Source organism: Escherichia sp. E2586, assembly GCF_005781105.1.
GTDB lineage: Bacteria > Pseudomonadota > Gammaproteobacteria > Enterobacterales > Enterobacteriaceae > Escherichia.
This window is the reverse complement of sequence record NZ_VATN01000018.1, coordinates 35,200-54,239: the sequence shown is the minus strand read 5'-3', so window position 1 is coordinate 54,239 and position 19,040 is coordinate 35,200. Positions and strand designations below refer to the sequence as shown.

Here is a 19,040-nt window from a genome sequence, read left to right as displayed (position 1 = left end):
TCTGAAACTATGTCACGTGTTAACCGTTCAGATTGGCGCTAAATCGCAGAAAATGTGGGGTTTATCGCAAAAAATAAGCTTAAATCTCAGGTGAAATACTCCCCCTTTCGTCTCATCCTGGCGCAATCCTCATCAGGGAGGAGTTTTACCAGTATTATCACTGGCAAACTGGTGAAATTCGCAGCAACAAGGACTCATCCGTTATGAAACTTGCCGCCTGTTTTCTGATACTCCTGCCCAGTGTTGCCATTGCCGCCAACTGGACATCTCAGGGATTTCCCACCTTTGCTGAACAAAGTGCAGGAACATTTGTTAGTCATGCCCAGCTGACCAAAGGTACGCGACCGCTGACGCTAAATTTTAACCAACAATGCTGGCAGCCTGCGGATGCGATAAAACTCAATCAGATGCTTTCTCTCAAACCTTGCGACAGCACGCCCCCTCAGTGGCGATTGTTCAGGAACGGTGAATATACGTTGCAAATAGATACCCGCTCCGGCACACCAACGTTGATGATTTCGGTCCAGAACACCGCCGAACCGGTAGCGAACCTGGCTCGTGAATGCCCCAAATGGGATGGAAAACCACTGACGCTTAATGTCAGCGGCACTTTCCCGGAAGGTACGGTAGTCCGGGATTATTACAGCCAGCAAATCGCGACGGTGAAGAACGGCCAAATAACGTTACAACCTGCCGCCACCAGCAATGGTTTACTTCTGTTGGAACGCGCGGCAACTGACGCACCTGCCCCTTTCAACTGGCATAACGCCACGATTTATTTTGTACTAACAGACCGTTTCGAAAACGGCGATCCCAGCAATGACCAGAGCTACGGACGTCATAAAGACGGCATGGAGGAAATTGGCACTTTCCACGGCGGTGATTTACGCGGCCTGACCAACAAACTGGATTATTTCCAGCAGCTGGGCGTCAATGCTTTATGGATAAGCGCCCCATTTGAGCAAATTCACGGCTGGGTCGGCGGCGGTACAAAAGGCGATTTCCCACATTATGCCTACCACGGATATTACACACAGGACTGGACGAATCTTGATGCCAATATGGGCAACGAAGCCGATCTACGGACGCTGGTTGATAGCGCGCATCAACGCGGTATCCGCATTTTGTTTGATGTAGTGATGAACCACACCGGCTATGCCACGCTGGCGGATATGCAGGAGTTTCAGTTCGGCGCGTTATATCTTTCTGGTGACGAGCTGAAAAAAACGCTGGGCGACCACTGGAGCAACTGGAAACCCGCCGCCGGGCAAACCTGGCATAGCTTTAACGATTACATTAATTTCAGCGACAAAGCAGGCTGGGATAAATGGTGGGGAAAAAACTGGATCAGAACGGATATCGGCGATTACGACAATCCTGGATTCGACGATCTCACCATGTCGCTAGCCTTTTTGCCGGATATCAAAACCGAATCAACTACCGCTTCTGGTCTGCCGGTATTCTATAAAAACAAACCGGATACCCACGCCAAAGCCATTGACGGCTATACGCCGCGTGATTACTTAACCCACTGGTTAAGCCAATGGGTCCGCGACTACGGTATTGATGGTTTTCGGGTCGATACCGCCAAACATGTTGAGTTGCCCGCCTGGCAGCAACTGAAAACTCAGGCCAGCGCCGCACTTCGCGAATGGAAAAAAGCTAACCCCGAGAAAGCATTAGATGACAAACCTTTCTGGATGACCGGCGAGGCCTGGGGCCATGGTGTAATGCAAAGCGACTACTACCGCCACGGATTCGACGCGATGATCAATTTCGATTATCAGGAACAGGCGGCGAAAGCGGTCGATTGCCTGGCGCAGATGGATACCACCTGGCAGCAAATGGCCGAGAAATTGCAAGATTTCAATGTGTTGAGCTATCTCTCCTCGCATGATACCCGCTTGTTCCGCGAAGGGGGCGACAAAGCAGCAGAGTTATTGTTACTCGCGCCAGGTGCAGTGCAAATCTTTTACGGTGATGAATCCTTACGTCCGTTCGGTCCCACCGGTTCTGATCCCCTACAAGGCACACGTTCTGATATGAACTGGCAGGATATCAGTGGTAAATCTGCCACCAGCGTCGCGCACTGGCAGCGCATCAGTCAGTTCCGCGCACGGCATCCAGCCATTGGCGCAGGCAAACAAACGGCGCTTTCGCTGAAGCAGGGGTACGGATTTGTCCGTGAACACGGCGACGATAAAGTGATGGTCGTCTGGGCGGGGCAACAGTAACTTTTCCGGCTTCCCGTGCGGCAGTACGTCGGGAAGCCACACAGACTAAGATACCATCCTAACCGAAAACCACAGCATAAAGTGTCAATCCACCGTCAACAGCGTGATTTGCACCCTGGCAAATGTAGCGTTATTGTTACCTTCCTTGCTACAGAGTTCGACAGATATCCCGCTATGACATTCTCCCTTTTTGGTGACAAATTTACCCGCCACTCCGGCATTACGCTGCTGATGGAAGATCTGAACGACGGTTTACGCACCCCCGGCGCAATTATGCTTGGCGGCGGCAATCCGGCGCAGATCCCGGAAATGCAGGACTATTTCCAGACGCTGCTAACCGACATGCTGGAAAGTGGCAAAGCCACTGATGCGCTGTGCAATTACGATGGGCCACAGGGGAAAACGGAGCTGCTGTCTCTGCTTTCCGGTATGTTACGCGAGAAGCTGGGTTGGGATATCGAACCACAGAATATTGCACTAACAAACGGTAGCCAGAGCGCGTTTTTCTACTTATTTAACCTGTTTGCCGGACGCCGTGCCGATGGCCGGATCAAAAAAGTGCTGTTCCCGTTGGCACCGGAATACATTGGCTACGCGGATGCCGGGCTGGAAGAGGATCTGTTTGTCTCTACGCGTCCGAATATCGAACTACTGCCAGAGGGCCAGTTTAAATATCACGTCGATTTCGAACATCTGCGCATTGGCGAAGAGACGGGGATGATTTGCGTCTCGCGACCGACGAACCCAACAGGTAATGTGATAACCGATGAAGAGTTGCTGAAGCTGGATGCGCTGGCGAATCAGCACGGGATCCCGCTGGTGATTGATAACGCCTATGGCGTCCCGTTCCCGGGCATCATCTTTAGCGAAGCGCGCCCGCTGTGGAATCCGAATATCGTGCTATGCATGAGCCTTTCCAAGCTGGGTCTGCCAGGTTCGCGCTGCGGCATTATCATCGCCAATGAAAAAATCATCACCGCCATCACCAATATGAACGGCATTATCAGCCTCGCGCCTGGCGGCATTGGTCCGGCGATAATGTGTGAAATGATTAAGCGTAACGATCTACTGCGCCTGTCAGAAACGGTCATCAAGCCGTTCTATTACCAGCGTGTTCAGGAGACTATCGCTATCATTCGCCGCTATTTACCGGAAGATCGCTGCCTGATTCATAAACCCGAAGGGGCAATATTCCTCTGGTTATGGTTTAAGGATTTGCCGATTACCACCGAGCAGCTCTATCAGCGCCTGAAAGCGCGCGGCGTGCTGATGGTGCCGGGCCACAACTTCTTCCCAGGGCTGGATAAACCGTGGCCGCATACACATCAATGTATGCGCATGAACTACGTACCAGAGCCGGAGAAAATTGAGGCGGGTGTGAAGATTCTGGCGGAAGAGATTGAACGCGCCTGGGCTGAAAGCCATTAAAAATTGCCTGATGCGCTGCGCTTATCAGACCTACATAATTTCTGCAATCAATTGAATTTGTAGGTCGGATAAGGCGTTTACGCCGCATCCGGCATAAACAAAGCGCACAATTCCGGCGTTGAATAACGCCGGAAAAACGTTTCAAACAGGCTGCTGCTGTAGCCGCTGACGCTGGATTTTCTCGACATCCATACATTGCAACGCCTGTGTCGGGCAGGCTTCAACACAGGCCGGTCCCGTCGCCCGATGCCAGCACAGATCGCACTTAATCGCCCTCGCCTTTTTGCGCGCCGAAACCACCTCCATCGCACCAAACGGGCAAGACAGCATACAACTTTTACAGCCAATACAACGTGATTGTTCAACAAAGATATGCCCATGTTCGCGGCGAATCGCCTCCACTGGGCAGACATTCGCACACGGAGCATCTTCACACTGATGACAGGCTACTGCAGTGGTCCAGGTATGGTCTTTGATGACTCGAATTCGCGAAATAAACTCGCCCGGCGACAACGCAGAGCAATCCTGATTTTCCTGATGCGACACCGCGCAAGCCACTTCACAGGTACGGCAACCGATACATTTCGTCGCATCCGCAATAATAAACCGGTTCATGATCACTCCTTTGCACTAAAACAGCAGAGTGCCAGAGAGCACCCCTCTACTGCTTTGATCCAACGAAGGAAATGTTAAAGTTTTGTCACCTGTCTAAAGCTTTATGTGATTGCACTCTGGTCGTCTCTGACAGTAAATCCCAGTTCATTAGAGATGGCCTGAGCGGTTTCACGCAGTGGTTTCAGAAGATTCTTCTCCCCTACCTGTTTCAACCGTGATGTCGAAAGCGAAATCGACACGGCATACGGCACCCGTCGATGAATATCAAATACCGGAACAGCAATACAGGAGACACCGAGCTCATTTTCTTCTCTGTCCATCGCTACTCCGCTTTCACGAATGTGCGCCAGTTCGTCGAACATCGCAGGTAACTCGGTAATGGTATTGCGGGTTAACGGCTGGATTTCATTCTGATGGCTTTCCCAGTACGACTTCACGTAGTCCGGGTGACCAAACGCCATGTAGACCTTGCCCATTGCGGAACAGTAGAGCGGCATATGCTGACCAATATAGGCGCGAGTACGCAGCATACCCGTGGTGGGTTCCAGTTTATAAATCAAAATAGCGTGATCATCTTCGCGACTGGAGAAATTAATGGTTTCGCCGGTGGCGATGTTGAGCGTCTCAAGATGCGGGGCTGCGATATGAATGATATTCAGCGAAGACAAGGCCTTTTGACCGACGGCAATAAATTTGGTGGTCAGGCGGTAACTCCCTGCGGCAGGCGCGGTGGTCACATAGCCACAGGACTGTAATCCCTGCAATAAACGATGGACGGTACTTTTGTTTAAACCTGCCAGTTCTGAGAGATGCGCCAGTGGGCAACCGTTTGGATAGTTACTCAAAATCTCAATCAGCATCAACCCACGAAACAGGCTCTGACTTCCGGCTGGACGCTCTTTTTCCTGTGCCATCTCGTTCTCATTTTTTCCCATCGCTTTTTCCCCATTTTGTCGCGTCCTGATGGTAGCGCAAAGTGTGTCGTAGTTCACGATCTCGACAGATAATTTATAACATTTTGATTTATATGATTTTTGAAAATCATGGCGCGGATTGCTTTGTTAAAAAGCGATCGATATATTTGAAATCAAATTTCGCATAGTGGAATTTTAAGCTAAAAAAGCGTTCAAAAAAACAAGGAAGCCAGGGATGAAAGTGACATTTGAGCAGTTAAAAGCGGCCTTTAATCAGGTCTTAATTTCACGTGGCGTTGGCAGCGAAACTGCCGATGCCTGCGCGGAAATGTTCGCCCGCACCACCGAGTCCGGCGTTTATTCCCACGGTGTAAATCGTTTCCCCCGTTTCATTCAACAACTGGATAACGGCGATATCATTCCTGACGCCCAACCCAAACGCGTGACCAGCCTCGGTGCGATTGAGCAGTGGGACGCTCAGCGCTCAATCGGCAACCTGACGGCGAAAAAGATGATGGATCGCGCCATCGAACTGGCTGCCAGTCACGGAATTGGCCTGGTGGCGTTACGTAACGCCAATCACTGGATGCGCGGCGGCAGCTACGGCTGGCAGGCGGCGGAAAAAGGCTATATTGGCATTTGCTGGACCAACTCCATCGCCGTGATGCCGCCGTGGGGCGCAAAAGAGTGTCGCATCGGCACTAACCCGCTGATCGTAGCCATTCCTTCCTCACCCATTACGATGGTCGATATGTCGATGTCGATGTTTTCCTACGGCATGTTAGAAGTTAACCGCCTGGCAGGTCGTCAGCTCCCGGTAGATGGTGGCTTTGATGATGAGGGCAATTTGACCAAAGAACCTGGCGTTATCGAGAAAAATCGCCGCATTTTGCCGATGGGCTACTGGAAAGGTTCGGGCATGTCGATTGTGCTGGATATGATCGCTACTCTCCTTTCTGATGGCGCATCGGTTGCTGAAGTCACCGAGGATAACAGCGACGAATACGGTGTTTCACAAATCTTTATTGCCATTGAAGTGGATAAATTGATCGACGGCGCCACCCGCGACGCCAAGCTGCAACGCATCATGGATTACGTTACCACCGCCGAACGCGCTGACGAAAACCAGGCTATTCGTTTACCCGGACACGAATTTACTACTTTGCTGGCAGAAAACCGCCGTAACGGTATTACCGTTGACGACAGCGTATGGGCAAAAATTCAGGCGTTATAAGGAGATAGACCATGATATCTGGACATATCACGCAGCCTAATCCGTGCCGTTTACCCGCTGCCATTGAAAAGGCGCTCGATTTTCTGCGCGCTACCGACTTCAACGCCCTGGAACCGGGCGTTGTCGAAATCGACGGCAAGAATATTTTTGCGCAAATTATCGACTTAACGACGCGCCAGGTGGAGGAAAATCGCCCAGAAGTACATCGTCGCTATATTGATATTCAATATCTGGCATGGGGCGAAGAGAAAATCGGCATTGCTATTGATACCGGAAATAATAAAGTCAGCGAATCCCTATTAGAACAGCGCGATATTATTTTTTATCACCATTGTGAAAAAGAATCATTTATTCAAATGACGCCCGGCAGTTACGCTATTTTCTTCCCTCAGGATGTTCATCGACCAGGTTGTATTCTGGAAGCAGCCTCTGAGATACGAAAAGTTGTGGTTAAGGTCGCATTAACGGCGCTGGATTAACCGAAGACTCTTCTACGCCAGAACGACAAGGTAATGTCATTGCGCTAAATATATATACCCTAAATATTTCAAATCGCATCACATGCAATCTGAAGTATGACGGGTATAGCCTAAAGGAATAGCTATGAAGAAAATACTTGAAGCAATACTGGCGATTAATCTCGCCGTGCTCTCCTGTATTGTGTTTGTAAATATTATTTTAAGATATGGTTTTCAGACAAGTATTTTATCTGTAGATGAATTATCGCGTTATTTATTTGTCTGGTTAACATTTATTGGCGCAATTGTGGCTTTTATGGATAACGCCCACGTTCAGGTCACCTTTCTGGTAGAGAAACTCTCTCCCGCATGGCAGCGACGAGTCGCTCTGGTCACCCATTCCTTAATCTTATTTATTTGTGGTGCACTGGCCTGGGGCGCAACGCTAAAAACAATTCAGGACTGGAGCGATTATTCACCGATCCTCGGTTTGCCCATCGGCCTGATGTATGCCGCTTGCCTGCCCACCAGCCTTGTTATCGCTTTCTTTGAACTGCGTCATTTATATCAACTCATCTCGCGCAGCGATTCTGTTACGCCACCACCGCAAGGAGCTTAATCATGGCTGTGCTGATTTTTCTGGGCTGCCTGTTGGGTGGCATTGCTATCGGTTTGCCTATTGCCTGGGCACTTTTGTTATGTGGCGCAGCGTTAATGTTCTGGCTGGAGATGTTTGATGTCCAGATCATGGCACAAACGCTGGTGAACGGAGCCGACAGTTTCTCCCTGCTGGCGATACCATTCTTTGTGCTGGCGGGTGAAATCATGAATGCGGGCGGCTTGTCAAAACGCATTGTTGACCTGCCGATGAAACTGGTTGGGCATAAACCTGGCGGGTTGGGCTACGTGGGTGTTCTGGCGGCAATGATTATGGCAAGTCTTTCCGGTTCTGCCGTTGCGGATACCGCCGCCGTTGCCGCGCTATTAGTGCCGATGATGCGCAGCGCCAACTACCCGGTCAACCGGGCCGCGGGGCTAATTGCCTCAGGCGGGATTATCGCTCCCATTATTCCACCTTCCATTCCATTTATTATTTTTGGCGTTTCCAGTGGTTTGTCCATCAGCAAACTGTTTATGGCAGGAATTGCCCCAGGCATTATGATGGGCGCAACGCTGATGCTCACCTGGTGGTGGCAGGCCAGTCGTCTTAATTTACCCCGCCAGCAAAAAGCGACAATGCAGGAAATCTGGCACTCTTTTGTCTCCGGTATCTGGGCGCTGTTTCTTCCGGTCATCATTATTGGGGGTTTTCGCTCCGGTCTGTTTACTCCTACCGAAGCCGGGGCCGTTGCTGCTTTCTATGCGTTGTTTGTCGCCACAGTTATTTACCGTGAAATGACCTTCGCCACACTTTGGCATGTGCTAATTGGCGCGGCGAAAACGACCTCTGTGGTCATGTTTCTGGTGGCCTCGGCACAAGTTTCCGCCTGGCTGATTACCATTGCTGAACTGCCGATGATGGTTTCTGATTTACTGCAACCGTTGGTCGATTCACCACGTTTGTTGTTTATCGTGATTATGCTGGCAATTTTGATCGTCGGCATGGTTATGGATTTAACACCAACCGTGTTAATTCTCACTCCGGTATTAATGCCTTTAGTTAAAGAGGCTGGCATTGATCCGATTTATTTCGGTGTCATGTTTATCATCAACTGTTCAATCGGCTTAATTACACCCCCCATAGGTAATGTACTTAACGTTATTTCAGGTGTGGCGAGATTAAAATTTGATGATGCAGTCAGAGGCGTTTTCCCTTACGTATTGGTTTTATATTCTTTATTAGCCGCATTTATTTTTATTCCCGATCTCATCATCCTCCCTTCGAAATGGATTAATTAAAAGGAAAATATTATGAAATTACGCTCTGTAACCTACGCATTATTCATTGCTGGCCTGGCTGCATTCAGTACATCTTCACTGGCGGCGCAATCATTACGTTTCGGTTATGAAACCTCACAAACCGATTCACAACATATTGCGGCGAAAAAATTCAATGAATTATTACAGGAGAGAACCAAAGGCGAACTGAAATTAAAACTGTTCCCGGACAGCACTCTCGGTAACGCACAGGCGATGATTAGCGGCGTGCGCGGCGGCACTATTGATATGGAGATGTCCGGCTCGAATAACTTCGCCGGGTTGTCGCCGGTGATGAACCTGCTCGACGTTCCTTTCCTGTTCCGCGACACCGCCCATGCGCATAAAACGCTTGATGGTAAAGTCGGTGATGACCTGAAAGCCTCCCTTGAAGGTAAAGGACTGAAAGTACTGGCCTACTGGGAAAACGGCTGGCGCGATGTCACCAACTCGCGCGCACCGGTTAAAACGCCTGCCGACCTGAAAGGGCTGAAAATCCGCACCAACAATAGCCCGATGAATATCGCAGCATTCAAAGTCTTTGGCGCTAACCCGATCCCGATGCCGTTTGCCGAAGTCTATACCGGGCTGGAAACCCGCACCATCGACGCCCAGGAGCATCCGATCAACGTCGTCTGGTCGGCAAAATTTTATGAAGTGCAGAAGTATCTTTCTCTGACACATCACGCCTATTCACCGCTTCTGGTGGTAATCAACAAAGCGAAGTTTGATGGCTTAAGCCCGGAGTTCCAGCAAGTGCTTATCTCATCCGCGCAAGAAGCGGGTAATTACCAGCGCAAACTGGTCGCCGAAAATCAGCAAAAAATCATCGATGGCATGAAAGCGGCTGGCGTTGAAGTTATTACCGATCTCGATCGCAAAGCCTTTAGCGACGCACTGGGTACTCAGGTCCGCGACATGTTTGTTAAAGATGTTCCGCAGGGTGCCGATCTGCTGAAAGCCGTGGATGAGGTGCAATAAACCATGACGCAATACTGGCTGGGGTTAGATTGTGGCGGTAGCTGGCTGAAAGCCGGGCTGTATGACCGCGAAGGCCGGGAGGCAGGCGTGCAGCGCCTGCCGCTATGCGCATTAAGCCCGCAGCCAGGCTGGGCAGAGCGCGATATGGCAGAACTGTGGCAATGCTGCACTGCTGTCATTCGCGCCCTGCTTACCCATTCCGGCGTCAGCGGGGAACAAATTGTCGGCATCGGTATCTCCGCTCAGGGAAAAGGCTTGTTTTTACTGGATAAAAACAACAAGCCGCTCGGTAATGCTATTTTGTCCTCGGATCGCCGGGCGATGGAAATCGTTCGTCGCTGGCAGGAAGATGGCATCCCGGAAAAACTCTACCCATTGACCAGACAGACCTTATGGACCGGGCATCCGGTGTCATTGTTACGCTGGTTGAAAGCGCACGAACCGGAACGCTACACGCAAATTGGCTGCGTGATGATGACGCACGACTACCTGCGCTGGTGTTTAACTAGCGTGAAAGGCTGCGAAGAGAGCAATATTTCCGAGTCCAATCTTTACAACATGAGTCTTGGGAAATATGACCCGTGTCTCACCGACTGGCTGGGGATCGGTGAAATCAACCACGCCCTGCCACCTGTTGTGGGATCTGCCGAAATCTGCGGGGAAATCACCGCTCGGACAGCCGCATTGACCGGTCTGAAAGCGGGTACGCCCGTTGTCGGCGGTCTGTTTGATGTGGTTTCTACCGCACTCTGCGCCGGGATCGAAGACGAATTTACCCTCAATGCGGTGATGGGCACCTGGGCGGTGACCAGCGGCATAACCAGCGGTTTAGGTGACGGTGAAGCGCATCCGTATGTCTATGGCCGCTACGTTAATGACGGTGAATTTATCGTTCACGAAGCCAGCCCCACCTCTTCCGGCAATCTCGAATGGTTTACCGCGCAGTGGGGAGAAATCTCGTTCGATGAGATTAATCGGGCGGTTGCCAGCTTGCCGAAAGCCAGTGGCGATCTCTTTTTCCTGCCGTTCCTGTACGGCAGCAACGCCGGACTCGAGATGACCAGCGGTTTCTACGGGATGCAGGCCATTCACACCCGCGCGCATCTGTTGCAGGCCATCTATGAAGGCGTGGTGTTCAGCCATATGACCCATCTCAACCGGATGCGCGAACGTTTTACTGATATTCACACCCTGCGCGTCACTGGCGGTCCGGCGCACTCCGATGTCTGGATGCAAATGCTGGCGGACGTCAGCGGTCTGCGTATCGAGCTGCCGCAGGTGGAAGAAACCGGCTGTTTTGGCGCGGCGCTTGCCGCCCGCGTCGGCACCGGGGTTTATCGCGATTTCAGCGAAGCCCAACGTGACTTACAGCACCCGGTACGCACCCTGCTGCCGGATATGACCGCGCATCAACTTTACCAACAAAAATATCAACGCTATCAGCATCTCATTGCCGCACTTCAGGGCTTTCACGCCCGCGTTAAGGAGCACACATTATGAGCAGACCACTTCTGCAACTGGCCCTCGACCACTCATCACTTGAGGCCGCACAGCGCGACGTTACGCTGTTAAAAGACAGCGTCGATATCGTCGAAGCGGGCACCATTCTCTGTTTAAACGAAGGGCTTGCCGCGGTGAAAGCCTTGCGCGAACAGTGCCCGGACAAAATCATCGTTGCTGACTGGAAGGTCGCCGACGCCGGTGAAACGCTCGCGCAACAGGCTTTTGGCGCAGGCGCTAACTGGATGACCATCATCTGCGCCGCGCCGCTCGCCACGGTAGAAAAAGGCCACGCGATGGCGCAACGCTGCGGCGGTGAAATCCAGATAGAGCTGTTTGGTAACTGGACACTGGACGACGCCCGTGACTGGCATCGTATTGGCGTGCGGCAGGCCATTTATCATCGTGGTCGTGATGCACAGGCCAGCGGGCAACAGTGGGGCGAAGCCGATCTGGCACGCATGAAAGCGCTTTCCGATATCGGCCTTGAGCTTTCCATTACTGGCGGGATTACCCCTGCTGACCTGCCGCTGTTTAAAGATATCCGCGTGAAGGCGTTTATTGCCGGGCGGGCGCTGGCGGGCGCAGCAAATCCGGCGCAGGTGGCTGGCGATTTCCATGCGCAAATCGATGCTATCTGGGGAGGCGCGCGTGCGTAATCATCCGTTAGGGATTTATGAAAAAGCGCTGGCGAAAGATCTCTCCTGGCCGGAGCGGCTGGTGCTGGCAAAAAGCTGCGGCTTTGATTTTGTCGAAATGTCAGTGGATGAAACCGACAAACGGCTTTCACGTCTTGACTGGAGCGCCGCACAACGTGCCTCACTGGTCACCGCGATGATCGAAACGGGCGTTGCTATTCCGTCAATGTGTCTGTCTGCCCATCGCCGTTTTCCTTTTGGCAGCCGGGACGAGGCGGTGCGCGAACGGGCGCGGGAAATCATGAGTAAAGCGATTCGCCTGGCGCGCGATCTCGGCATTCGCACCATTCAACTGGCTGGTTACGACGTCTATTACGAAGACCATGACGAAGGCACGCAGCAACGCTTTGCTGAAGGGCTGGCGTGGGCGGTCGAACAGGCTGCTGCCGCGCAAGTGATGCTGGCGGTGGAGATTATGGACACCGCGTTTATGAACTCCATCAGCAAATGGAAAAAATGGGACGAGATGCTCGCCTCGCCGTGGTTCACCGTCTACCCGGACGTCGGCAACCTCAGTGCCTGGGGCAATGATGTTCCCGCTGAACTAAAACTGGGCATTGACCGTATTGCCGCAATCCACCTGAAAGACACTCAACCCGTTACCGAGCAAAGCCCCGGACAGTTCCGCGACGTGCCGTTTGGCGAAGGCTGTGTCGATTTTGTTGGCATCTTCAAAACGCTGCATGAGCTGAACTATCGCGGATCATTTCTGATTGAGATGTGGACCGAAAAAGCCAAAGAGCCGGTGCTGGAGATTATTCAGGCGCGGCGCTGGATTGAAGCGCGTATGCAGGAGGCGGGATTTACATGTTAGAGCAACTGAAAGCCGACGTGCTGGCGGCGAATCTGGCACTTCCCGCTCACCATCTGGTGACGTTCACCTGGGGCAATGTCAGCGCGGTAGACGAAACGCGGCAATGGATGGTAATCAAGCCTTCCGGTGTCGAGTACGACGTGATGACCGCTGACGATATGGTAGTGGTTGAGATCGCCAGCGGTAAGGTGGTGGAAGGCAGCAAAAAGCCCTCGTCCGACACACCAACGCATCTGGCGCTCTACCGTCGATATGCAGAAATCGGTGGCATTGTGCATACCCACTCGCGCCACGCCACTATCTGGTCACAGGCCGGGCTGGATCTCCCCGCCTGGGGCACCACACACGCCGATTATTTTTATGGTGCAATCCCCTGCACACGCCAGATGACCGCAGAGGAGATCAACGGCGAGTATGAATACCAGACCGGCAAAGTGATCATTGAAACTTTCGAAGAACGTGGCAGGAGTCCGGCACAAATTCCGGCGGTACTGGTGCATTCTCACGGTCCGTTCGCATGGGGTAAAAACGCCGCCGATGCGGTGCATAATGCCGTAGTGCTGGAAGAATGCGCCTATATGGGCCTGTTCTCACGCCAGCTCGCGCCGCAGCTTCCTGCCATGCAAAACGAACTCTTAGATAAGCACTACCTGCGTAAGCATGGAGCCAATGCTTATTACGGGCAATAATCTCTCACGCCGGGGCTTCATCGCCCCGGTACTATGAATTGATATACTCCCGATTACATTGCGCACAAAAATCAGAAACGTTTAACGCAGGCGATTATAGTTACCGACCAGTTCATTATAAGCTTGTAATGATTTCGGATATGAGTCCTCGACCATCCAGCTTGTGTTTGCGTCCTGAAGTTTCTTTTTATCCCAGTCAGAATACGGGACTTTATCTCTGATACGACGAACATATTTTTTAGATGCAATTTGATATCGGTCTGCTGCCCCTGTGAAGAGAGAATTCATACTGTCTTTACTCACTTCTTTGGCTTGCGCCACCAGCGTTTCAAGTTCAGCCACTTTCTTCATTGCCGCTTCTGCATCAAACTTCTCTTGCGATATCAGGTTATTAATTTGTTTCGCTGAAATCATGGCAGCCAGAGAGTAGTAGTGGAATGTTTTCCCTTCTCTTTGTTCAATATTTTTCAGTTCCACAAGCTGGCGCTTATCATTAATTTCCTGAATCGCCGAGTGATAAGATTCCGCAACCGGTTCAAAGGCTTCGATATTTTTCAATAATGCCTGGTGCAGCGTTTTGGCTTTAGCAAATGCGTCGTCTTTATAATTTTCCTGGGTGTAATATTTATCCATTTCATTAATAGTATTCCCCAGCGCGACTGCGGTATTAATATAATTCAACGCTACGCCATCAATAGGTTGCAGCTCAGGCGTTAACGCCACAACACTTTTCACGCCTTTTTCACACTCAGAAAGACTGGATTCACTAATGCCGTAGATGCCATAAACATGACTCTCTTTACCCGTTGGTCCCTGTTTAAAATCTTTCAGCCAGTCAGCATAACGCGCCAGACTGCGCTGTACAGGGATCTGTAACTTGTTATAGCACTTGATATAGACATCCATTTTTTCATCGAAAACCGCTTGTTCATCCACCTCCGGTTGCGCAGGCGTTTCAGGTTTAGCTTCTGCTTTTGCAACGGGAGCTTCAGTAGGTTTCGCTTCAGGGGCTGGTGCGGCAGGTTGACTATTGGCGGGCTGGGGAGTTTCTGTTTCAGTTTTTTTATCATCACAGCCAGTGATACCGAGGGCCATTATAGCGATAATAATAGCTGAAGATAATAAATTCCTTTTCATTTAATTGCCTTATAAATATATAGATAAGAGAGTGAATATAATAAAGGAAAAAAGAAAATGTCACTACGCGTGTTTTGTTTATAAATAAATCTATAATATCCACAAAATGAATGAGTCCTGTAATTTAATCTCTAAATCACAGGACTTATTTTAATTAACGGCACAACCCTGGCGAGAGGGAGTGTCATCTCCCCCCGCCATTAATCACGCACTACATCCCGTAGCGTTCGGCAATAGCGGCATGCTTCTCTTCATTCGCCCCGGCTTCTTTGGCAAGACGCCACCAGCACAACGGATGTTCCCAGTCAGCGGTCAATTCGTGCAAGGTCTTATCGATATCACCTTTAGAAACTGAACGCGGCGCACTGATAACAAAATAGAACGCGGGCAGAGGATCAGCGCCTTCTCCCTGATGACTATCGGTTAACGTATAGTCGTCATTACTGTTGCTCCAGTAGTACCAGTTTCGTTCGCGGAGCGCCTCACGGAAGGCATTAAACTGTTCTTCACCAGGCATGACACCTTCGCAGAACCAGGACTCGCCGTATTCGGTCGGAATAATGGTTTGCAGGCAGGCATAAAGTGGCGTGAAATTCTTCTGCTCTTCCTCATCCTCTGGTCGGGAGTTCAACATTTCTGCATCGAATACCACAACTTCATCAACATGTTGCGGATAATCGGTCCGGTAAGTTGGCTCAATGATCCTTGCTGTTACCGGCCCAATACGTTGAGCATAGTAATAGCGGTATTCATAATTTTCCCGGAAGCGGATGTTTAACAGCCCCCATTTTTCGTCAATAAAACCTTCGCCTTCCGTGAGTTCGATTTCCAGTTCAGCAGCAATAGCACGAACCAAATCCCATTGTTGCAGGATGCTGGCGGTCGCCATGATATCCCACTGGAGATTTCGAATATCTTCTTCACGGCTAATCATCAGTTGCTGCAATTGCTGTAAATAATCCAGTTGTCGATCCCAGGCTTCCTGTTTTTGTGCTGCCCAGGAGCACATGCGATAAACGCCAACCCACTCACGCCCTTTTTCGTGTTGCAGCAACTGTTGCCCAATCGACTCCAGTTCACTCCAGTCTTCCTGTTGGTTGATCACTCGCGCGCGGAACCACAAGGCCATATGTAGCAGCCCCGCCTGTTCATACTGCTTCGCCAGATGCTCGATAGTTTGCAGATCGTCACGGTGGAGCAAGAGATCCAACAGATCGAAGCAAAGTCCATTATCTTCCTGAAGATGGCTTTCAACGTAGCGTTGCAGGAGTTCAATCGATTCATCAATCGCATTGCAGGCGTTTAACGCATTGACCAGCTTGCCCAGCAATTCCGCATCATCAGGCGTGTTCAGATAAGCGCGGCGGAATGTTTCTACGTCTTTTTCTGGATCTGGTTGCGTTTCTTCATCGCTATTTTCAGGTACTTCTACAACCGGACGAGCCAGCAACTCTGCTTCTTTGGCGGCAATTTTTTCACTCAGTTCGAGAAATTCGCGATCGACGCCCAGTAACGCGCGTAATTTTGGCATGTGTCGCTGGGCCAGTTTCATCGCTATTTTGGCAACCCAGACGGATTCACGCTCCAGCGCCAGGGTAATTTGCAGTTTCGCCAGATCAACCACTTTGCGGTGCGCCCCGGCCTGTGAGCGGTGCTCCAGCATTTTTTGGATGATGCGCGCCAGTTGCCAGTTATTTCTTTGTGGATGGCGAGGCAGTAGCGCAGTGATAATCTTGATCCAAATCCCCCACGAAAAAGGCGTAAGATCAGCCCAGCGCGGCAACTCTGCCCATACTTCTTCGTCCTGTCCACACAACGCCATGATATACAGTTTTTTCAACTGATAACTGATACGGTCGCGCCCCCAGTAATCATTTTCTTCTGCCAGTTCATCAATCAATTTGCGTGCTTCATCGTAGCGCTGTAGTTCAATCAAAATATCGGCACGGGTATTCAATAATGCTTCAATATCATCATCACCGGATGCTTTAACCGCGTCGATTTGCCGATCCAGGTACGCCAATGCCTCTTCTGCCCTTTTGGAATCTATCAGTGCACTGGCATATTCAGTGGACAAACACTGAAAACAGCTCCAGGTCGGGTCAATGCGCGCGATAGTTTCTTCACACACCGCCATGCGTTCATTCGCCCAGCCAGGTGCATCAATATTTTCGTAGCAGGCGGATAAATCCTGGGTAACGCAAATAGATTGTGGGCAATCTTTTGCCTCTTCCCGGTGCGCTTTTTCAAACAGCGCCACCACGTCTGGCAGTACTTTTTCGCCTTCTTCGCGGTTAGTGAGACGATGGCGCATTTCCCAGTGACCAATAAAAATCTCCAGCCACGGATTTTTTGCCACCTGGGTAAGCGCTTTTACTTCAGGTAATAGCGAATCGCACTTTTCCATTTGCAGGTGCATAACGCCTTCCGAATAATCATCGATAAGTTGCGGAATATATTCCTGCCCGGCATCGCGCAACTCCTTAGTATATTTGTGGTACCACTCCCATATATCCATTTTATTTTCCTTGATTAATTAAAACGGGAATAACCTGAGTAAAATCTTCCAGTGCCTGATGTAAATCCCACTGCTGTTCTTTATTGCCGCTGGAGCACAAAATCACTTTCAGCGATTTTAATAACCGTAATGCTGCCGCTGGCTGTTGATGGTGTTGTAAGGCCGTCACCAGTTGCATGACACAGGGGTTATTAAGATTAATATACAGACTTGAGGTTTTCGTTTTTTGGATTTGCGAGGTAAATTGCCGCGCCAGCATTAACGCTGCGGTACTGATGCGTTTATCTGCGTCATCCTGTTCGAGAATTTGTTTTAATTCTGCTTCACGGTCTGGCGTGACCACGAGCGGTAAAACCGCTGGTTCGAAGCGGGAGATAATTAATTGCTCGCCATCGCAAAGATGCTCTTCCAGATAAGCCACCTGCTCTTCGGGTAATTCCGCCAGGCTGAACAACTGCTCATTACCTGTTTGCGTACCGACTTCGATAATCCGGCAGTGATATAACAGCGCCCAACGGCGTAAAAATGGCACCACCGCATAGCGATCGCCACGGGCTACGGGCCGTTGCAGAATGTGGAACAACATCTCTTCAAAACCGCCGTCGCGGCTTAACAGAATATGGATGCTGTTATTAACGCGTAAATCCTTCGCCAGCAGCGCGCCTTTTGACGTTGGCACCTGCAAGCGATCTTTGAGCAAATCAAACAGGCGGTCATCACACAATGCCGCACCCAGCAACGCTTCGTTATGGCGCGCTAACACACGCCGCCAGATTTCTGGCTGGTTTTGTGCAAGATCGGACAAACCAGAGATCAGCGCCTCTTTTAACGCCTCCTGCACCGCGACCCAGGTTTCGTCCCGCTGAAGATCTTCCCGGCTCGCCGTCGGCGTCAGTTTCGATGACTCAATCACGCCGCCAATAAATCCGGCCCAGGGCGGTAACAATTCACGCGCTTCATCATCCAGTAACATACCGCGCAAAAACAACGACAGGTTGCGGTTATCGCTGGTGCCGTAGGTCGCGCCATCCTGAATCCATAAAATCCCGACCGCGTCGCTCATTCCCGCGGGCACCACCGGAATGGTGCAAATCGGTTCGAAGGAGGATTCAAACTGCGCGGCAAAGGCGAGATTTTTACGCTGTACCAGCGCGCGGTGCATGGTTACGCCTTCGGGAGCAACTTCACGCCACGGTGGTTGAAGTTTATTTACCGGCTCGCTGGCATCGCCGACATAGACCGGTTCGTGCAGCAATATGCAGTAGCGGGAAAGAACGCGGTTCAGCAAATTGTTACTCGCCAGATGGCTGTACTCTTCTTTGAGCGTCAGAATCACCTGCGTACCCGTTTCCGAGGACTGATGCGGCGTAACGGTATATTTTTGCCCGTCAGTAGAGTGGTATTTCCAGCTCTGATCCGGCGTTTGCCAGGATGTGGTCAACACCGTGACCTCTTTTGCAAGTACAAATGCAGACAAGAAACCAAGGCCGAACATACCAATTAAACCGGTGTTGTCATCCTGCTGGCGCAACATTCGGGTATAACCCACGCCCACTGTTGCCAGGAAGCCGTGAATTTCGCTTTCTGTCAGACCCGCGCCGGTATCGGTAATGGTGATGGTGGACTTCGCCACGTCTGCCACCACACGAATCGCGTTATCCTTTGGCGCATCGGGCTGCTCAATCCTGCGGCGCACAATCGCATCATGTCCGTTCTGCACCAGCTCGCGCACGGCGACCACGGGGGTAGAGTAAAGGTGCTTACTGAGCACCTCAATTAAGCCGTTTAAATTAACTTCAGTAGAATATGAACTGCCAGGTAACTGTAATGTACTCATTTTTCAATACTCATAATCCATCACCCACTATTGAAAATACATTGCTGTTTTTACAACCGGTGCAAG

16 protein-coding genes are annotated in these 19,040 nt (G+C 50.8%); 11 read left to right on the top strand and 5 right to left on the bottom strand.

The features are described 5' to 3' along the window. Positions 1–203 precede the first annotated feature (203 nt). Together malS and avtA are read left to right on the top strand one after the other, a co-directional pair. Positions 204–2,234 carry an alpha-amylase gene (gene malS, locus FEK50_RS16890; protein ID WP_131161469.1) on the top strand — a complete coding sequence of 677 codons (2,031 nt, stop codon included), beginning with the start codon at positions 204–206 and terminating at the stop codon, positions 2,232–2,234. 174 nt (positions 2,235–2,408) lie between these two features. Beyond that, positions 2,409–3,662 (top strand): valine--pyruvate transaminase, encoded by a 1,254-nt coding sequence (gene avtA, locus FEK50_RS16885; RefSeq protein ID WP_130210028.1) that lies wholly within the window; start codon positions 2,409–2,411, stop codon positions 3,660–3,662. Between the two features lie 141 nt (positions 3,663–3,803). Here the strand turns inward: avtA and FEK50_RS16880 are convergent, their stop codons facing one another. Both FEK50_RS16880 and yiaJ read right to left on the bottom strand, forming a co-directional pair. Further along, positions 3,804–4,277 (bottom strand): 4Fe-4S binding protein, encoded by a 474-nt coding sequence (locus FEK50_RS16880; RefSeq protein ID WP_131161468.1) that lies wholly within the window; start codon positions 4,275–4,277, stop codon positions 3,804–3,806. A gap of 101 nt (positions 4,278–4,378) precedes the next feature. Continuing rightward, the gene (yiaJ, locus tag FEK50_RS16875; protein WP_130260105.1) at positions 4,379–5,212 is read right to left on the bottom strand and encodes an IclR family transcriptional regulator YiaJ; all 834 of its coding nucleotides are present in this window, start codon (positions 5,210–5,212) and stop codon (positions 4,379–4,381) included. A 214-nt stretch (positions 5,213–5,426) separates the two neighbouring features. On the opposite strand from yiaJ, the gene yiaK reads away from it, so the two are divergent. From yiaK to araD, 9 genes are all read left to right on the top strand, one after another. Then, positions 5,427–6,425, top strand: a complete 999-nt coding sequence (yiaK, locus tag FEK50_RS16870) for a 3-dehydro-L-gulonate 2-dehydrogenase (protein ID WP_131161467.1) — start codon at positions 5,427–5,429, stop codon at positions 6,423–6,425. Between the two features lie 11 nt (positions 6,426–6,436). After that, positions 6,437–6,904 carry a YhcH/YjgK/YiaL family protein gene (locus FEK50_RS16865; RefSeq protein WP_131161466.1) on the top strand — a complete coding sequence of 156 codons (468 nt, stop codon included), beginning with the start codon at positions 6,437–6,439 and terminating at the stop codon, positions 6,902–6,904. A gap of 124 nt (positions 6,905–7,028) precedes the next feature. Then, on the top strand, positions 7,029–7,502 hold the full coding sequence (yiaM, locus tag FEK50_RS16860) for a 2,3-diketo-L-gulonate TRAP transporter small permease YiaM (protein ID WP_130210018.1): 474 nt from the start codon (positions 7,029–7,031) through the stop codon (positions 7,500–7,502). Between the two features lie 2 nt (positions 7,503–7,504). Then, positions 7,505–8,782: a 2,3-diketo-L-gulonate TRAP transporter large permease YiaN gene (gene yiaN, locus FEK50_RS16855; protein ID WP_130258798.1), complete on the top strand. Its 1,278-nt coding sequence runs from the start codon at positions 7,505–7,507 to the stop codon at positions 8,780–8,782. A 12-nt stretch (positions 8,783–8,794) separates the two neighbouring features. After that, entirely contained in the window at positions 8,795–9,781 is a 987-nt protein-coding gene (gene yiaO / locus FEK50_RS16850; RefSeq protein ID WP_131161465.1) for a 2,3-diketo-L-gulonate TRAP transporter substrate-binding protein YiaO, read from the top strand. A gap of 3 nt (positions 9,782–9,784) precedes the next feature. Then, positions 9,785–11,281, top strand: a complete 1,497-nt coding sequence (gene lyxK, locus FEK50_RS16845) for an L-xylulokinase (RefSeq protein ID WP_131161464.1) — start codon at positions 9,785–9,787, stop codon at positions 11,279–11,281. Then, on the top strand, positions 11,278–11,940 hold the full coding sequence (ulaD, locus tag FEK50_RS16840; RefSeq protein WP_074518073.1) for a 3-keto-L-gulonate-6-phosphate decarboxylase UlaD: 663 nt from the start codon (positions 11,278–11,280) through the stop codon (positions 11,938–11,940). The genes lyxK and ulaD overlap by 4 nt, the downstream gene beginning before the upstream one ends. Further along, positions 11,933–12,793 (top strand): L-ribulose-5-phosphate 3-epimerase, encoded by an 861-nt coding sequence (locus tag FEK50_RS16835; RefSeq protein ID WP_131161463.1) that lies wholly within the window; start codon positions 11,933–11,935, stop codon positions 12,791–12,793. Before ulaD ends, FEK50_RS16835 begins: the two co-directional genes overlap by 8 nt. Beyond that, complete coding sequence (gene araD / locus FEK50_RS16830) at positions 12,787–13,482, top strand: L-ribulose-5-phosphate 4-epimerase (protein ID WP_131161462.1); 696 nt, start codon at positions 12,787–12,789, stop codon at positions 13,480–13,482. Before FEK50_RS16835 ends, araD begins: the two co-directional genes overlap by 7 nt. An 81-nt stretch (positions 13,483–13,563) precedes the next feature. Here araD and FEK50_RS16825 read toward each other — a convergent pair whose 3' ends face one another. The 3 genes from FEK50_RS16825 to FEK50_RS16815 form a co-directional block, all read right to left on the bottom strand. Continuing rightward, positions 13,564–14,619, bottom strand: coding sequence for a YiiG family protein (locus tag FEK50_RS16825; RefSeq protein WP_131161461.1), 1,056 nt, complete (start codon positions 14,617–14,619; stop codon positions 13,564–13,566). Positions 14,620–14,830: 211 nt separating this feature from the next. Continuing rightward, a complete protein-coding gene (locus tag FEK50_RS16820) occupies positions 14,831–17,137 on the bottom strand; it encodes a tetratricopeptide repeat protein (protein ID WP_131161460.1) in 2,307 nt (768 codons plus the stop codon). Between the two features lies 1 nt (position 17,138). Next, positions 17,139–18,974 (bottom strand): ATP-binding protein, encoded by a 1,836-nt coding sequence (locus FEK50_RS16815; RefSeq protein ID WP_131161459.1) that lies wholly within the window; start codon positions 18,972–18,974, stop codon positions 17,139–17,141. Positions 18,975–19,040: the final 66 nt, after the last annotated feature.

What these genes read in the sequence shown, in the direction of transcription:
- yiaM (WP_130210018.1), top strand. Translation starts at nt 7,029, where the DNA reads ATGAAGAAAATACTTGAAGCAATACTGGCGATTAATCTCGCCGTGCTC.
- FEK50_RS16815 (WP_131161459.1), bottom strand. Translation starts at nt 18,974, where the DNA reads ATGAGTACATTACAGTTACCTGGCAGTTCATATTCTACTGAAGTTAAT.
- yiaO (WP_131161465.1), top strand. Translation starts at nt 8,795, where the DNA reads ATGAAATTACGCTCTGTAACCTACGCATTATTCATTGCTGGCCTGGCT.
- FEK50_RS16865 (WP_131161466.1), top strand. Translation starts at nt 6,437, where the DNA reads ATGATATCTGGACATATCACGCAGCCTAATCCGTGCCGTTTACCCGCT.
- araD (WP_131161462.1), top strand. Translation starts at nt 12,787, where the DNA reads ATGTTAGAGCAACTGAAAGCCGACGTGCTGGCGGCGAATCTGGCACTT.
- yiaK (WP_131161467.1), top strand. Translation starts at nt 5,427, where the DNA reads ATGAAAGTGACATTTGAGCAGTTAAAAGCGGCCTTTAATCAGGTCTTA.
- FEK50_RS16880 (WP_131161468.1), bottom strand. Translation starts at nt 4,277, where the DNA reads ATGAACCGGTTTATTATTGCGGATGCGACGAAATGTATCGGTTGCCGT.
- yiaN (WP_130258798.1), top strand. Translation starts at nt 7,505, where the DNA reads ATGGCTGTGCTGATTTTTCTGGGCTGCCTGTTGGGTGGCATTGCTATC.
- FEK50_RS16820 (WP_131161460.1), bottom strand. Translation starts at nt 17,137, where the DNA reads ATGGATATATGGGAGTGGTACCACAAATATACTAAGGAGTTGCGCGAT.
- FEK50_RS16825 (WP_131161461.1), bottom strand. Translation starts at nt 14,619, where the DNA reads ATGAAAAGGAATTTATTATCTTCAGCTATTATTATCGCTATAATGGCC.
- lyxK (WP_131161464.1), top strand. Translation starts at nt 9,785, where the DNA reads ATGACGCAATACTGGCTGGGGTTAGATTGTGGCGGTAGCTGGCTGAAA.
- yiaJ (WP_130260105.1), bottom strand. Translation starts at nt 5,212, where the DNA reads ATGGGAAAAAATGAGAACGAGATGGCACAGGAAAAAGAGCGTCCAGCC.
- malS (WP_131161469.1), top strand. Translation starts at nt 204, where the DNA reads ATGAAACTTGCCGCCTGTTTTCTGATACTCCTGCCCAGTGTTGCCATT.
- ulaD (WP_074518073.1), top strand. Translation starts at nt 11,278, where the DNA reads ATGAGCAGACCACTTCTGCAACTGGCCCTCGACCACTCATCACTTGAG.
- avtA (WP_130210028.1), top strand. Translation starts at nt 2,409, where the DNA reads ATGACATTCTCCCTTTTTGGTGACAAATTTACCCGCCACTCCGGCATT.